Origin of the sequence: Mucilaginibacter lappiensis (genome assembly GCF_900155965.1) — a bacterium.
GTDB lineage: Bacteria > Bacteroidota > Bacteroidia > Sphingobacteriales > Sphingobacteriaceae > Mucilaginibacter > Mucilaginibacter lappiensis.
The window spans coordinates 166,690-182,187 of the sequence record NZ_FTMG01000008.1 but is presented as its reverse complement, the minus strand read 5'-3'; the positions used below and the strand labels follow the sequence as shown (position 1 = coordinate 182,187).

Here is a 15,498-nt window from a genome sequence, read left to right as displayed (position 1 = left end):
TGGTCGACATCAATTTACATAACTGATAATCAATTAATTATGTAATTTTTCTCAAAAAACATGTAAACCCACTTTTGTTAATGGAGCCAACCAAGACTATACATTGCTTAAGTATCTGAATAAATAAAAAAAAGAGGCTGATCATGATTTATGATACAGCCTCTTTACTATAGAAAACAGTAAAAAAGAGGCACCCACCATGGTGCCCCCCTTAATCAACTATGGTATTAATTTACATCCCAGAATATTTTTGTTGTGCGGGTATCTTTGGCCTTCACCGTATTGTAATTGGTGTTGTAACCAGTTTCAACCGTTGGATACAAAAGCCTGGTTGGAGGATTTTGGTAATCCGTTGCAGTTTCAACCGGGAATGTCAATGCAGGATATTTTGTTCTCCTATATTCTGCCCAGGCCTCATCAGATTGTAAAAAGCCGAAATGAAGCCATTTCTGAGTATAAATCAAAGCCAGCTTATGCGTTTGATCAGCCGCCAGGGTATAATTAATGTTACTATTAGCTAAAAAGGCATCGATTTCTGTAGTTGTTGGAGCAGCTTCAGTACCCTGACCTATACTATTAAGATAATAATAAAAAGTAATGGATTGCTTTAACGCGGTATTATAAGCTGCCGACGCATCACCCAATCCCCAGCGCTCATAAGCTTCTGCTTTCAAAAAGTTAACTTCTGAAGCAGTGATAACGATACCAGGCATTTTAATGTTATTTATAAATGTTGCCGAATCCACAATAGAATATTTGAAAAAGGCAGTATCCTGTTGTCCAGATCCATAACTTATTGGCATAGCCCGGTAGGTTTTGTTAGGAACAAATTTACCGCTTACAGTTTGACCATATTTATCAAACATAACTCTTATCCTGGGGTCGTTTGAAGGTAGCATCACCTTATTTAACTTGTAGTCGGGAGCCCAATAACTATCGATCTCAACTAAAGCAGAAGATAGCGTACTGTTAGTTGTGGTAGTTAATGGCTGTAAAAGAATATCAGAGCTCAAAGGGCTGTAACTACCGTTGTTAGCACCATCAACAAGTGGATACGCTGTAGGGTTACTTAACATGGTTGTAACGGCGGCTTTGGCAGTTGCTTCATCTACATTTGATATACGCATTAACAAACGTAAACGAGCCGAGTTGGCATAAGTTTGCCATTTTAGCACGCTGCCACTATTCAAAATATCGGCTTTGTTAAATGCAGATTGCACATTCCCTGCTAGTTTTACTCCTCCAAAATAAGTTGCGGCTTCATTAAGATCACTGATGAGTGAATTATAAAGCGTTTTGCTATCATCAAAAACAGGGTTCTTAATATTACTTGTTGTTTCAAGACTGCCTGCTTGTGTAAAAGGGATATCACCCCAGATATCAATCATTTTAGCGGCCCGCTCGGCTAAAACTATTTTAGCCGCCTCCATATAAACTAACTGATCTGCCTGATCTGATTTGGATAGAGCAGAATAAGACGCCTGCATAGCACGGTATACAGCCATAGGTCCACTTCCATTACCTGACGGATAGTAAAAGTCCGACCAGTATTGACCAATATAATCGTCTCTGTGCTTATAAGCAGTTGATACATTATCAAATGTTGTGGTTTGCGCATAAACAGATATCTGTGGAAAGAAAAACGTACGCAGATTCCAATAAGCGGGTCTAACGCGATCGCTATTTAACATAGCGGTAAAAAAGCCGCTTATGATAGGCTTTGTTGATAATTCCGGATTGTTATAATTCTTATCAATCGTTTTCTTACAGGAGCTTAATGACGCTATAAGCGATAATAAGACAGCGCTATATATAAATATTTTTTTCATCTTCTGATCAATTTTAATGGTTAAAAAGTGGCATTTAAGGAGAAACCGTAACTTCTTGTTGCCGGTAACGAGCCATTGTCAATACCCTGGTTATACCACTGGTTTCCAATTGGCGTTTCTGGGTCAAGATTCTTCAAGGTGCGGTATATATACAATAAGTTACGACCTATCAGTGAAAACTTAATTTTTGACATACCTATGTGGCGCACAAAACTTTGAGGCAAATTATAACCTAATACAACTTCACGCAGTTTAATATAATTGTTGTTGTATATAGCGCTTCCTGTATTTAAGCTATTAGGATCGCCGGCAGAAAACTGATTTAGGTAATAGCTTGCAGCATCTATGATAGTGGTATTAGGTGCACCACTTGCAGTTACACCTGGTTGTATTAAACCATCATGATACACTTTTTCGCCACCCGGACCTGCAGTTGCATTTGATGGCAATGATACGTAGGTACCTGAACCATTTATATAATATGGCAGTCCTCCGTGCTCCGCATCCCTATACTTTAAAGTACTGGTATACATCCCCGCGTTTATGCCGTATTTTAAAGGCGTTGATATCAGCTGACCACCAAATCTGTAATCAACCAAGGTAGTAAGTGACACACTTTTGTATGTAAATGTGTTTGAAAAACCACCGCTGGCTTTTGGAAGTATATTACCCACTTTTACATAGTGAGAATTATCTGCATTATAATACCCATTAGCATCTACTAAATTGTTCCCTTTTCCATCAGTTTGCAGCGGGTAACTATAAATATTACCTAACTCTTCACCTGGTCTGGCTACAACTTTTATAGAGCCACCTTCAAAGCTTGTACCCGGTAAAACTAACTCCTGCAGGTTAGGAGCCAAAGAATAAACCTTTGTGTGATAAACTGAATAATTTAAACGTACATTCCACTTAAAATCACTTGTTGAGATAGGTGTAGCATTTAAGGCAAGTTCAAAACCTTTAGTTCCAATAGTACCTACGTTAACTATCTGGCTTCCGGCACCGTTGCTTGGAGCAGCGGTTAAACCCAATATCTGGTTATTTATTTTATTGGTGTAATAACTCGCATCTACACTGAGCTTATCATTTAAAAAACGAAGCTCCAAACCGCCTTCATATTCGTGTTTCCTTTCGGGCTGTAATGTATTATTACCATAAGCTCCCGGTATGGAAAGTTGAGGTACCGAACCATTAACCGTTTGCAGAGAGGTTTGCTGATAAGCTACGTTAGATTGATATCTTGGGGCAGGGTTACCGTTTTCTGTATAGGATAGCCTTAATTTACCATAACTTAAAAATGATGGCATGGCATCTTTCAGTGCATCTGTAAAAACAAAACTTCCATTAACTGCGGGATAGTAATAAGTATTGTTTTGAGGAGGCAAAGTTGAGGCAGACTCCTGGCGTAATGCACCTTCTAAAAACAAGTAGTTTTTATAGGATAGATCCAATAAACCAAAAACACCTGTTTTTACTTCAAATTGTCTGGTATAAGAAGTACTAACGATGCCATTAGAGTTACTTAGTGAAAAGAAATTCTCCGTTACTAAACCCTGCGTTGTTCCGGATGCTTCATCACGATAGGATTCGCGCCTTGCCGTAAAACCACCGGTTAATGAAAAATTGAAATCTTTTGTAATATTGGTATTGTAAGTTAACAAAGCATCTCCGTATAGTATAGAATAAACACCGGTAGACACGTTATAACCACCGGTACTGTTGCCTCCAGTATTAAAAGCTACCGGGTAAGTGTTGTAGCTGTTAGCTTCGGTATTACGACCAGTGTAATCATTCCCTATTCTTCCACGAAATTTAAGATGATTTAAAATGCCCCAGTTTAAAGTTGCGCTTGAATACAGGCGGTTTTCATTTTCAGTATAGGTGTTTTTCAAAGTATTGAAAAAATAATCATAAAGATTAGGTCTAACCCTAAAAACAAAAGCCTCAGAAGGGTTGTATTGAGGATTTTCTGCCGGAGCATATTCGAATCCTGTTGATGTAAGGAACTTTTGTCTTACAAGATCCATTTTTTCTTCCCTGCCAAAAAAGCCATCAAATGATTGTGCAAGCCTGTTAGTTTGGTATGGGCGATTTTTAGTTAAAGTGTTTACAAAGTTGGCAACAACATCTACACTTACTTTTTTGCTCAATTTTAACGAACTATTTAAATTGAAAGTATTTTTATGAACACTGGATTCCCGCTGAATTCCGTCATAATCAAGCCGAGTGTAAGAAACTCTGTAATCTGCATTATCGGTTTGATTTGAAATAGACACGTTGGCGCTTGAACTTGTTCCCTGTCTGAATATGTCTTTATAGTTATCAGGTTGCGGAGAATATGATTGGATTGAACCATCCCACCAACGGACTTTTTGACCCTCCATTTTAGGGCCAAAATCGGCATACGCTCTAAAGTTTGGCCTCCAACCTGCTGGTGATTGTGTATCAGGAACAGATCCGTCTTCGTTAAAACCAAGAGAAATATTCGTTGCACGGTCATAGCCCTGCCCGTAAACATTCTGATAGTTAGGTAAAAAAGCCGCTTTCTCTACAGTACCGTAATAATTAAAATCCACTGAGGGACCTTTTCCTTTGATGCCTTTTTTTGTAGTAATAACTATTACACCACCTTCGGCATCAGAACCATAAAGCGCAGTAGCACTACCGCCTTTTAGTATATCTATACTTTCAATATCGGTAGGGTTAATGTCCAGCACACCATTACCTTCAATGCGCTGATCGCTGTAAAAGCCACCATTATTGAAACCATTTTGACCATATTGCTGTTGATTTCGGATAATTACACCATCCACAACATATAATGGAGGCTGGTTGTAATTGATGGAGTTGATGCCCCGGATCTGTATATTTACAGCACTACTGGCGCCTCCCGGTTGAGTTTTCACTATAACACCTGCGGCTTTGCCATACAATGCCGAGGCAAAATTTGTGTTGCCGGCTTCGGTAATTTCTTTGGCCGAAACAGTGCTGGTTGCATAACCAACTGATCTTTCCTGCCTTTTGATACCGAATGAGGTGGTTACGGTAACTTCTTTCAATTGATTACTGCCTACAGCCAGGGTTACATTAATAACCATGTCATCGCCAACGGTAACTTCTTTTGCAGCGTACCCCACGGATGAAAATTTAAGTACATTGCCTTTTGCTGCTTTGATGCTGTACGCACCGCTGCTATTGGTTTGTACACCGTTTGTTGTACCTTTTACAAGTACAGATACACCTGGTACAGGCCCTGTTTCATCACGGACCACACCGGTAACGGTTGTTTGGGCAAATGAACTTGCCGAACTCAGTAAGAGTAGTAGCACTACCCATTTTCTGAAAATTAAGTAAAGTTGTTTCATGTAAATTGTTTTGGTTTGTTTATAAATTATTTAAGTATAAAAAGCTTTTAAATATCTGTTTATGCAGGTTTTGAGATATTTTTTACCGGACTGGGTTTGTATAATTTTTTAACCTCAGTAACTCACCAGCTAACAACCGTGCATTGTTACGCAAGTTGGGTATCGTTAATAGCGTGTAAGTGGTTAAATGCGGCATACAATGCTCTCTTATGGCTTGCTGAGCAGGATAAAGCCATAATTTGCCGAAATGCTCTCCCTTACCGATTATTTACCTTTTTATGGGATAGATACGCCATGTACAGGTACAGTTTTATCAAGAACCTAACAGGTACTGGTTGTTTAGGCAAAAGAGCTTGCCGAAATAAATAAGAGTAGCAATGCTACCCATTTTCTGAAAGTCAAGTAAAGTTTTATCATTCAAATTGATTTAATTAAGTTAAAAAGGTTTTAAATATCTATTTATGCAGGTTCGGAAATACTGACCTGCGGACTAAGTTTGTATAAATTTTCAATCACCGTGGTTACTCCGCCCAACAGTTGTGCATCGTTACCCAGGTTGGAGACCGCCAATTGCGTGTAGGTGGTCAAATGTGGTATGCAATGTTCGTTCATGGCCTGCTGAATGGGGCTAAGCCATAGTTTGCCTATAACACTCCCCTTACCACTCAGTATAATACTTTCGGGGTTCATCAGGTGCAGCAGAATAGCCAAACCCTGGCCAATGAAATAAGCGGCTTCGGAAATTATTTTTACGGCAAAAGCGTCTCCTTTAAGCGCTTCATCAATAATATTATCGGCCGATACCGTATCATATTTTACCAGGCTGCTTACCTCACCTTGTTTTAGGCCTTCGGTAGCTTTGGCTTCTATGGCCAGTAAAGATGCTTCCGTTTCTAAACAGCCCTGCTTTCCGCATGAGCAAAGCTTTCCGTTTTTGTGGAGTGGTAGGTGACTAAACTCTCCGGCAAAACCGCTATGTCCTTTAAATATTTCTTTATTGATGATCATTCCTAAACCAATACCCCAACCCAGGTTAATGATCATGGAATTACTACGGGCAATCGGGAGCCCGAATTTTTGCTCGGCAAGAGCTATAGATGTGGAATCGTTTTCAATAAATACTGGTAGCTCAACCTGTTTGGCAATATAGGTTACTAAGGTTTCATCGGGAGATTGGAGGAAGCTCAGGTTATTACCCTGAAAAGCGTCAATAAAACCCGGCATGGTAATACCTACAGCCAAAAATTTATCTTGTGGTAAACCAGATTTGATAACTGTAGCGTTGATATGTGCTATCAGCGAATGGATAGCATTGTTGTTGTCGTTAAGTTTCAGTTCAAACTCCTGTACATCGCCCACAAACTCATTGTTCATGTTTACAATCACAATCCGGGTCACAAACTGATTCATGGCTACCGAAATAATAAAGCCGGTATCAGCTATGAGTGAGTAAGTTGCTGGTTTGCGGCCACCACTTGATGTTCTTATGCCAATCTCTTTTACAATATTTAGCTTGACTAAATCGGCCACCCCCTTAGTTACATAGGGAATGCTCCGACCCGTGTCGATACTCAGGTCATTAAGGGATGCTGTCTTACTGTAATACAGCGCTTTAATCAGGTCAATATTTTTAAAAAACATGTAACAGGGGTTTATATATGCATATATAAAAAAATTAATTTAATTAAAAAAGAAATCTTTTTAATTTTTTTAAAAAGTTTAGCAATAGTTTATAATCTTAATAATTACTTTTGAAAATGTTCAAAAAGTTATCACACCTGCTCGTGGTATTGGTTACCATATTTTGCACGGGTTATGCACAGGCACAACACCACGTAAATCCCGACGAGATCAAACAAAAGATGAAATGGTTTGCAGATGCTAAACTGGGCATATTTATCCACTACGGCATCTACTCCGTAAAAGGGATAGACGAAAGCTGGAGCTTTCATAACAAAAAAATCAGCTATCCTGATTATATGAGCCAGTTAAAAGGCTTCACGGCAAGCCAGTATAACCCCAATGAACTGGCCGACCTGATCAAAGAAAGTGGCGCCCGTTACGCGGTAATGACCACCAAACATCATGACGGCGTAGCTTTATGGAACAGTAAATACGGCCCGCTAAACGTAGTGCAGAAAACTCCAGCTAAAAGAGATCTGCTAAAACCATTGTATGATGCATTGCGCCAACGTGGTGTAAAAACAGGCGCCTATTTTTCGCTGATTGACTGGAGCCATTCCGATTATCCTGGTTTTTTGAAGGATAGCAGTAGGTATCAGGTAAAAGACCAGCCTGCTAAATGGGCTAAATATTTAACTTTCATGAATGGGCAACTGGATGAACTTGCCAAACAATACAATCCCGATCTTTGGTGGTTTGATGGCGACTGGGAACACAGCGCCGAAGAATGGAATGCAGCAGGAGTCAGACAGAAATTATTGGGCTACAACCCCAACACTATCATCAACGGGCGTTTACAGGGCTATGGCGATTATGATACTCCCGAACAAAACTTCCCGGTATCCAGACCTGCTTACAAATGGTGGGAACTTTGTATGACCAGCAATGACAACTGGGGTTTTCAACCACAGGACAAGAATTTCAAAACACCTTATGAGATCATCAGCATTTTTACCGATGCCGTAAGCTACGGTGGAAATTTACTACTGGACATTGGCCCCAAAGGCGATGGCAGTATTCCAGCTGAAGAAGTGAATCTACTTAAAGAATTAGGTGCCTGGAATAAGAGGAACGGCGAAGGTGTTTTCAATACCATAGCCGGTATGCCCCTGGGCCATTATTATGGCGCAAGCACCCTATCGAAAGATTCAACTGTAGTATATCTGTTTGTGCCAGCTAAAACAAGCGCGCCTGTGCTGATCAAAGGGCTAAAAAACAGCATCAAAAAAGTAAGCGTTTTGGGCAGTGATACCCCGCTGAATTATAAAATTGTGGGTAAGATATCCTGGAGTGTGGTACCGGGTTTAACGTACATCACCATCCCCGAAAACTTGCAGGACAAATACATGTCTGTCATAAAAGTTGAACTTAACGGCAAACTCGATCTTTACCGTGGTAAAGGCGGTTTCCTGACCAATGAATAGTTCTGCGTCTTGTGTCTGAAGTCATTAGTTCTGAATTTGTAGGCATAAGTGCCGCTTTTTTAGAACTAAAAGCTTCAGACTCGAGACTTCAGACTAAAGACTTATCACCACCTTTGATCCGGTTTTAGCCGCCTGATAAATAGCCTCGATAATCTTCAAATCTTTTACAGCTTCTTCCCCATTCACAGGAACCACAGGCTGTTTATTATCAAAAACAATGGCAGCCATTTCTTCCATTTGTACCGTTTGATGCGTAGTAACCGGCTGAGTAAGTTCGCCTTTATGGGTACGTCCCTGTATTGGGCCATAACCTGTGGATGGCCACATCTCTGCAAAACCTTTTTCACCATCCAGGAAAAAGCGATCGAGATTATTCATATTATAGGTAGACAAGCACGATGCAGTTGCTCCACTTGGGAAGCCGAACTGGAACTGGATAGTTTCATCTACTCCTTCTTTAAATTTCTCGGGATCGGTTTTAGTTTCCTGGGCGGTAACCCAAACAGGGTCTTCACCGGTCATATAGCGCGAGCCATTTATAGCGTAAATGCCGATATCCATCATTGAGCCGCCGCCTGCCAGTTGTTTATTGAGTCGCCATTGGGTAGGGTCGCCAATTTTAAAGCCGCATTGGCCCTGAAAAAACAGGATCTTCCCAAACTCACCGCTGTTACGCATCCGGATCACCTCAAGCGTTTTGGGTTCAAAGTGCATCCTGTAACCTACCAACAATTTGACGTTGGCTTTTTTACAGGCATCTACCATCTCCTGCCCTTCTTTGGCATTTATAGCCATGGGCTTTTCGCAAATGACATGTTTGCCCGCTTTAGCCACCCGTAATACCATGCCATGGTGCAATGCATTTGGTGTGATCACGTAAACGGCATCAATGTCGGGGTTATTTTTGATGCTATCAAAGTTCTCATAATTATAGCAATTCTTTGCCGGGATGCCATACTTACTTTGCCAGTCTTTAATTTTTGAAGGCGTACCGCTTATGACACCAACCAGTTTGGCTTTTACGCATGATTGCATGGCTTCTGCCACCCGTGTCCCATAGCTCCCAAGCCCCATAATGGCTACGCGAAGCACACGGCCTTCATAAGGAGCTTCCACATTGTTTTTACTGGCTGTCCATCCCGAAAGCGGGGCCAGATGCAAGGCTAGGGCAGATATTCCCAACTTCTGTAAAAAGTCACGGCGCGAATTCATAAGCATTGGTTTTAAGGTTCGTAATCGATTACAATTTAGGCTTTTTTACCAAAACCGTTATTAAACGAAAAAAAATTTATCATTTACCGAGGTAATCGGGAATGCTAAACACTGGTTATTTTTTCACTGCAGATATGATCAAAAACATAGGTCGACGTAACTCATCCTGCATCCCGGACACCTTTTCCAACATCATCTTTTCCGGTTCAGGCTCAACAATCGCGGTAATTTCAAACCCATTCCGGATCAGGTCATTTATATAAGTTGTTAACGTTTTGTGATATTTAATAACCCGTTCACCCAGGAATGATGTTGCACGGCTACCCTGACTAAAGTAGTTATCAACAGGCCAGTGCAAGCGTTTCCCCTGTTTGTCCAAATGCCAGTCCTGGTTGCCCTGAGCCGTAAATATGGGATGCTCAACCGAAAATACAAATGAACCGCCAACTGTAAGACATTGATGTACCTTGCTACAAACTTTATCAAACGATTCCAGATAATGAAATGCCAGCGAGCTAATAACCTCATCAAATGAATTAGGTTTATAACTAAAATCCTCTATGGCCATACACGTGTATTCAATTAATGGAGAGGCGTTTATTTCCTTCGCTTTATTAAGCATTTTCTCTGAAAGATCAATCCCAACCACACGAATTGCGCCTTGTTCAACGGCGTAACGACAATGCCATCCAAAACCACAACCCAAATCAAGCACACGCTTATCTTGAAAATCTGGAAGCATTTTTTGAAGCTCATGCCATTCTCCTGCCCCTTTTAAGCCTATAACCGAGCGGGGCATTTGACCATATTGTTTAAAGAAGCTTTCGTTATCGTATTTATTCTCTTTCATGATCAGCAATTATACAAAACAAGGTTCCCGAATTCAATAAAAATCACAGATACCCCTTACAAAATCATTTATTATATTTACAACAAAGCAACACTCCCAAACGTTTGCCCTAAATATCATATACCTATGAATAAGCAAATTTTAAAAGATACCGCCCAACAATTAATGGCGGGCCACAAAGGCCTTTTGGCTATGGACGAAAGTATAGCCACCTGTAATAAACGCTTTGCAGAGGCTGGCATACCACAAACAGAAGAATACCGAAGAAAGTATCGTGAACTAATAGTAACGACACCCAAACTGGGCGAATGTATAAGCGGTGCCATCTTATTTGATGAAACTACTAAACAGGCCGCAGCAGATGGCACACCATTCATTGAACTGCTGGTTAAAGCCGGTGTTATCCCGGGCATTAAACTGGATGAAGGCGCCAAAGATATGCCCGCCTTCCCTGGTGAAAAAATAACTGAAGGCCTTGACGGACTGCGGGAAAGATTGAAAAACTACGCCGCAGCTGGTCTCAAGTTTGCCAAATGGCGTGCTGTAATCGTTATTTCGGACGGTACTCCCACAGATGGCAGTATTTACGCCAATGCTCATGCGCTGGCTCGTTATGCAGCCCTTTGTCAGGAGGCTAATGTAGTGCCTATAGTAGAACCCGAGGTATTAATGGATGGCAGCCACACCATTGAGCGTTGTTTTGAAGTTACCCAGCGGGTATTACATATTGTATTTGAGGTACTGATACAACAGCGTATTTACCTGGAAGGCATGATATTAAAACCCAATATGGTGGTATCTGGTATTAGCGCATCGGTACAAGCCAGCGTTGACCAGGTCGCCCACCTCACTGTTGAATGTTTATTACGTTGTGTACCGGCAGCGGTTCCGGGTGTGGCGTTCTTATCAGGCGGGCAACCGGCCACGGATGCAAGCGCGCATTTAAGTGCCATGCATGTAAAATATAAAGGCAAATTACCATGGGCCCTTACCTTTTCGTTTGCCAGAGCGGTTCAACAACCAGCTATGGAATACTGGCAAGGTAAAGATGAAAATGTAACTGTTGCTCAACAACTCTTTTATAAACGACTGAGCATTAACAATGCGGCAAGGCGCGGTGAATACACACTGGCTCTTGAAGCTTAATTTGTCTAAACACAACAGCAAGTCGCTTAAAATATTAACGACTTGCTGTTGTTCATATATTGGCTCTTATTTAAACAAGGTAACATGATCTTCCACAAATGCTTTCACAGTACGGGCAGGTTTATTTAATATAGTGGATACGGCAGGGCTGACATAAGTGGCTTGGTTATTTCTTTGCGCTTCCGCATAAGCCAATATGGATTGAACTGCCACCGCTGGCATTCCCTTTTTTTCCATGCGCTGATGGGCTTCCCCTGGATTGAGTGGAATAAATTCAACCACTTCCCCTATTTCGGCACCAATTATGGCAGCTATTTCCGTAAAATTCACTGCCTGTCCACCGGTAAGCAAATAGGCTTTACCTGCATGTGGTTCGGGGTTGATCAGTATCCTGAATGCTATTTCGGCGATATCTCTGATATCCAGGTAAGCCCTTTTACCTTCACCCGTAGCTTCATATATTTTGCGTTCGTGTTTAACCGTTTGTGCCAGTTCTCCAAGCCAGTTCTGCATAAATCCGTTGGGTTGCAGAAGCGTCCACGGGATATCCGAAGTCTTTAATAAGGCTTCCACCTCACCATGAACTTTTGCGATAAATGAACCCGGGATATAAAAAGGAGAATCCTTGTCTACAGCTCCTGACGATAGTTTTACGATATGCCCTACACCTTGTTCTTTGGCTACTTCAATAACATTACCTTGCTCCTCAACAAAACTATTGCTATGCCCGGAAAGTAAAAAAACGGCTTTAGTATTATTCATGGCTTTGTACAGACTTTCTTTATTAGCCATATCTGCCTCTACCCAGTCCACACACGGTATAGTAACCGCTTTATTTTTATCACGGGTAACCGCAATTGTTTTAATATCTGCTGCCGACAAAAAGCGCAGTAATTCCATGCCTATTTTACCTGTTGCACCAAATACGGTGATATATTTATTATTTTCCATTTTAATGATCTAATTTTGTGGCAGCAAAGTTAAATACCACTTATAGTGACAGTTAACGTCAAAGGAAATCTCATCAACGCGAGAGGAAGTATTATGGACAGAAGTGTGCTTAACGAACAAAAGAACATTATACAGGATGAATCTGGTTTCCGGATGCAACTGGATGAGATCGCCTTTAACCAAATAGATCTGCGCTGGGGCAGCTATAGCAACCCGCTCGAAAAAACATTATTCTTTACGCCTGATAAATCCGCCATTATTTCGCATTTCAAACTGGCTGATGATTCGCCCCAGCTTAACCGAAATATGGCTGAAAAACAATTCGTGGTTTACCGTGAACCAGCAAACACATATACGCAAAACATTGAGCCAACCGGTAAAAAAACACGCTCCTTTTTTGAGCTCATTATCTCCGAGCATTTTTTTAACCATATAGTTACCCAAGAAAGTGAGTTCCTGATGAACCTTCATCATTCCAGTGCCGAAACGCCAGCTTTCGATCTCACTGCTCAAATAACACCCGCCATGTATCATGTCATTAATGATATGCAGCATTCGCCTTACAGCGGTCATTTAAAAGGCATATATCTGGAAGCTAGGGCCATCGAACTTTTCCTGTTACAGATCAAGCAACTGGATCAGCAAGATCAGGCCGCCATCTCAAAGCTAAAACCACAGGACATTGCATATTTGCATGAGGTTAAAGACATCCTGGAATTACACTACGATCAGCCTCACTCCATTATAGAACTGGCCAGAAAAGCTGGCATCAACCAAATGAAGCTCAAGAACGGATTCAAAGAACTGTTCGGTACTACCGTATTTGGCTATCTCCACGATATTCGTATGAGAGAAGCCAAACGACTGCTGCTTGATGAAAAAATGTATGTAGGCGAAGTAGCGCATCTTACTGGCTACAAGCACCCACATCATTTTACCGCGGCCTTCCGGAAAAAGTTCGGGATATTACCCAGGGAACTTAAGGATTAATCAGAAAACGGGATAGCTCGCCGGTTCTGCATCATTGGGTTTATCTAAATAGCTTTTACCATCGCCCGGAATTGCCTTTTTAATTCCGCATCAACAAAACCTTCTATTTATTCAGATTATTAATCATGTTTAAACATAATTAATAATCTGAATATGAGTATTCTAACCTATTGGTTTATTGATTTTTTATTTATCTTATGCCGGATTCCAAAAAAAACCTAAATAATGAATAACAACCTTTACCTTAACATCGGGAAGTTTTTCCTGGTGATCAGTATTATCGCCATAGGCGCGGTTCATATCGTATCAGGTCATTTCCCCGCCGGACTAATGCCCGTCGTGGCTTCGTTACCGGCCAAACAAGCGTTAGCGTATTTAACAGGTTTGCTCCTGATTGTGGCTGGGCTACTCGTCCTGATTAAAAAATACGCGGCTTATGGCGCATTTTTAGCAGCGTTACTTTATTTATTAGCCTTGCTCCTGATCCATGTACCTAAAGTGTTGGCCGAGCCCAAGAATCCGTCGGAATGGGCGGGCTTTTTTGAAATCATCTGCATTATGGGTGGTACCCTTATCCTATTGGGCGCCACAAGCAAAGATAGTGGTACTAAGCTGATAAAAACTGGTACCTATCTTTTTTCCATTGGTCTGTTGGTATTTGGTGTACAGCACTATATGTACGCCCAATTTGTTGCCAACCTGATACCGGCCTGGATACCCGCCCGTTTGTTTTGGGATTACCTGGTTATGGTCGCTTTTTTTGCATCAGCTATAAGCTTTATTATCCAGAGATTGACCCACCTGGCCGGTGCTCTTTTAGGCCTTATGTTTTTGATATGGGTGCTGATACTGCACTTACCGCGTGTTATAGCCAGCATCCATACCGAACCCGAATGGACAAGCCTGTTTGTTGCGTTAGCATTTAGCGGTATATCTTTTTTAATAGCCGGTTTAGCTCCTACCACACGATCCAAGTCGCAATGAGCCTGTTAAATTGACTCAACCAGCATTAGCACAATGATATATTTAAAATTGCCCAAAAAGCCTGCAGACCGTTTGATCTGCAGGCTTATATTTTTCTAATCTATCCTTTTTTTCGGGACGCTTTATTCATCAATGTCCTTCGGGGATCCGTAAATAACGCTGTAACGTTGTATAACTCAAAGTGCCAGGAATACTTACTCCGCCCGGTATAATAACAAAACGAAACTGGTGAGCATTAGAAATGCCACCATAAGCGTTTAGGCTGCTTACTAATTTGACCCTCACTTTGCCCAACGAAGCAATATCAAACCAGGTATCTATATTGGCATTTGCACCATCCATGTAAGTAATGACAATAGGCAGCTGCCCAACCTGGTTTGTAGGCCAAATGGACGAAACATAGCCATTTAATTTAGCAAAAGCTATTACAGTTCCTTTATCCAGCACGTTTTGTGTAATAGCCGGAATACTGATATCGTGGTAAAATCCATATGATCCAAAAATGGTATCTTTTACGTAGGTAGTTGGGGTAAACCAGTCAGTGTACATCACATTGGCAGTGCCCGGAGGGCCTTGCGCGCCGGTAGCTCCCTTAAATGATACCGGGGCTCCCCATCCGCCATCAGTTTTAGGTCCGTACAATAAATAATTTACAGCATCAAGATAATAATCGCCATTACTACCTAATGAGCTTGCCGGAGCTCCTGTTCCGCTAAGGATTTTATTTCCAGGTGCACCAGCGGCACCAGCCGGCCCTTGAAGCGAGAAACCTGTGCCCCAACCTGTTGCTATTTTAGGGCCGTAAAGCAAGCCGGTGGAGATATTTAAATAAAAATCGCCAACTGCACCTATAGTAGCGGCAGGGATAGTAGTACCGCTGTAGATAACGCTTCCGTTTTGCCCGTTAGCTCCCGGAGGGCCTGCGGGGCCAACTGCTCCTTGTGCACCTGTAGCCCCTTGGGAGCCTGCCGGGCCAACTGCCCCATTTTTTCCACAAGATGCTGCTATTAACATTACCAATGCTAATAACATAAATAAGTAATTAAATTTTTTCATGTAAT

At 41.4% G+C, this 15,498-nt stretch carries 11 protein-coding genes; 4 read left to right on the top strand and 7 right to left on the bottom strand.

Translation table 11 applies throughout. The features are described 5' to 3' along the window. Nucleotides 1–227: 227 nt before the first annotated feature. The 3 genes from BW976_RS16440 to BW976_RS16430 all read right to left on the bottom strand — a co-directional run bounded on the left by BW976_RS16440 (nt 228) and on the right by BW976_RS16430 (nt 6,838). Nucleotides 228–1,829, bottom strand: coding sequence for a SusD/RagB family nutrient-binding outer membrane lipoprotein (locus BW976_RS16440; protein ID WP_076374410.1), 1,602 nt, complete (start codon nt 1,827–1,829; stop codon nt 228–230). A 20-nt stretch (nt 1,830–1,849) separates the two neighbouring features. Next, a complete protein-coding gene (locus BW976_RS16435; RefSeq protein ID WP_076374409.1) occupies nt 1,850–5,197 on the bottom strand; it encodes a SusC/RagA family TonB-linked outer membrane protein in 3,348 nt (1,115 codons plus the stop codon). Between the two features lie 459 nt (nt 5,198–5,656). Then, nucleotides 5,657–6,838: an ROK family protein gene (locus BW976_RS16430; protein WP_076374408.1), complete on the bottom strand. Its 1,182-nt coding sequence runs from the start codon at nt 6,836–6,838 to the stop codon at nt 5,657–5,659. Between the two features lie 116 nt (nt 6,839–6,954). Here BW976_RS16430 and BW976_RS16425 point away from each other — a divergent pair, with 116 nt between their 5' ends. Next, nucleotides 6,955–8,304 (top strand): alpha-L-fucosidase, encoded by a 1,350-nt coding sequence (locus tag BW976_RS16425; protein ID WP_076374407.1) that lies wholly within the window; start codon nt 6,955–6,957, stop codon nt 8,302–8,304. A gap of 93 nt (nt 8,305–8,397) precedes the next feature. Here the strand turns inward: BW976_RS16425 and BW976_RS16420 are convergent, their stop codons facing one another. Next, complete coding sequence (locus tag BW976_RS16420) at nt 8,398–9,516, bottom strand: Gfo/Idh/MocA family protein (protein WP_076374406.1); 1,119 nt, start codon at nt 9,514–9,516, stop codon at nt 8,398–8,400. Between the two features lie 115 nt (nt 9,517–9,631). Beyond that, a complete protein-coding gene (locus BW976_RS16415; RefSeq protein ID WP_076374405.1) occupies nt 9,632–10,366 on the bottom strand; it encodes a class I SAM-dependent methyltransferase in 735 nt (244 codons plus the stop codon). 126 nt (nt 10,367–10,492) lie between these two features. Between BW976_RS16415 and BW976_RS16410 the strand changes: the two genes are divergently transcribed. Then, the gene (locus tag BW976_RS16410; protein WP_076374404.1) at nt 10,493–11,512 is read left to right on the top strand and encodes a class I fructose-bisphosphate aldolase; all 1,020 of its coding nucleotides are present in this window, start codon (nt 10,493–10,495) and stop codon (nt 11,510–11,512) included. 66 nt (nt 11,513–11,578) lie between these two features. Here BW976_RS16410 and BW976_RS16405 read toward each other — a convergent pair whose 3' ends face one another. Next, nucleotides 11,579–12,463 carry an NmrA family NAD(P)-binding protein gene (locus BW976_RS16405; RefSeq protein ID WP_076374403.1) on the bottom strand — a complete coding sequence of 295 codons (885 nt, stop codon included), beginning with the start codon at nt 12,461–12,463 and terminating at the stop codon, nt 11,579–11,581. 45 nt (nt 12,464–12,508) lie between these two features. Here BW976_RS16405 and BW976_RS16400 point away from each other — a divergent pair, with 45 nt between their 5' ends. Both BW976_RS16400 and BW976_RS16395 read left to right on the top strand, forming a co-directional pair. Next, nucleotides 12,509–13,453 (top strand): helix-turn-helix transcriptional regulator, encoded by a 945-nt coding sequence (locus tag BW976_RS16400; protein WP_139332320.1) that lies wholly within the window; start codon nt 12,509–12,511, stop codon nt 13,451–13,453. A 225-nt stretch (nt 13,454–13,678) separates the two neighbouring features. Continuing rightward, nucleotides 13,679–14,437, top strand: coding sequence for a hypothetical protein (locus BW976_RS16395; protein WP_076374401.1), 759 nt, complete (start codon nt 13,679–13,681; stop codon nt 14,435–14,437). Nucleotides 14,438–14,566: 129 nt separating this feature from the next. On the opposite strand, the gene BW976_RS16390 is transcribed toward BW976_RS16395, so the two are convergent. Beyond that, entirely contained in the window at nt 14,567–15,493 is a 927-nt protein-coding gene (locus tag BW976_RS16390; protein ID WP_076374400.1) for a collagen-like domain-containing protein, read from the bottom strand. Between the last annotated feature and the right edge of the window lie 5 nt (nt 15,494–15,498).

What these genes read in the sequence shown, in the direction of transcription:
- BW976_RS16440 (WP_076374410.1), bottom strand. Translation starts at nt 1,829, where the DNA reads ATGAAAAAAATATTTATATATAGCGCTGTCTTATTATCGCTTATAGCG.
- BW976_RS16425 (WP_076374407.1), top strand. Translation starts at nt 6,955, where the DNA reads ATGTTCAAAAAGTTATCACACCTGCTCGTGGTATTGGTTACCATATTT.
- BW976_RS16430 (WP_076374408.1), bottom strand. Translation starts at nt 6,838, where the DNA reads ATGTTTTTTAAAAATATTGACCTGATTAAAGCGCTGTATTACAGTAAG.
- BW976_RS16390 (WP_076374400.1), bottom strand. Translation starts at nt 15,493, where the DNA reads ATGAAAAAATTTAATTACTTATTTATGTTATTAGCATTGGTAATGTTA.
- BW976_RS16435 (WP_076374409.1), bottom strand. Translation starts at nt 5,197, where the DNA reads ATGAAACAACTTTACTTAATTTTCAGAAAATGGGTAGTGCTACTACTC.
- BW976_RS16415 (WP_076374405.1), bottom strand. Translation starts at nt 10,366, where the DNA reads ATGAAAGAGAATAAATACGATAACGAAAGCTTCTTTAAACAATATGGT.
- BW976_RS16405 (WP_076374403.1), bottom strand. Translation starts at nt 12,463, where the DNA reads ATGGAAAATAATAAATATATCACCGTATTTGGTGCAACAGGTAAAATA.
- BW976_RS16395 (WP_076374401.1), top strand. Translation starts at nt 13,679, where the DNA reads ATGAATAACAACCTTTACCTTAACATCGGGAAGTTTTTCCTGGTGATC.
- BW976_RS16420 (WP_076374406.1), bottom strand. Translation starts at nt 9,516, where the DNA reads ATGAATTCGCGCCGTGACTTTTTACAGAAGTTGGGAATATCTGCCCTA.
- BW976_RS16410 (WP_076374404.1), top strand. Translation starts at nt 10,493, where the DNA reads ATGAATAAGCAAATTTTAAAAGATACCGCCCAACAATTAATGGCGGGC.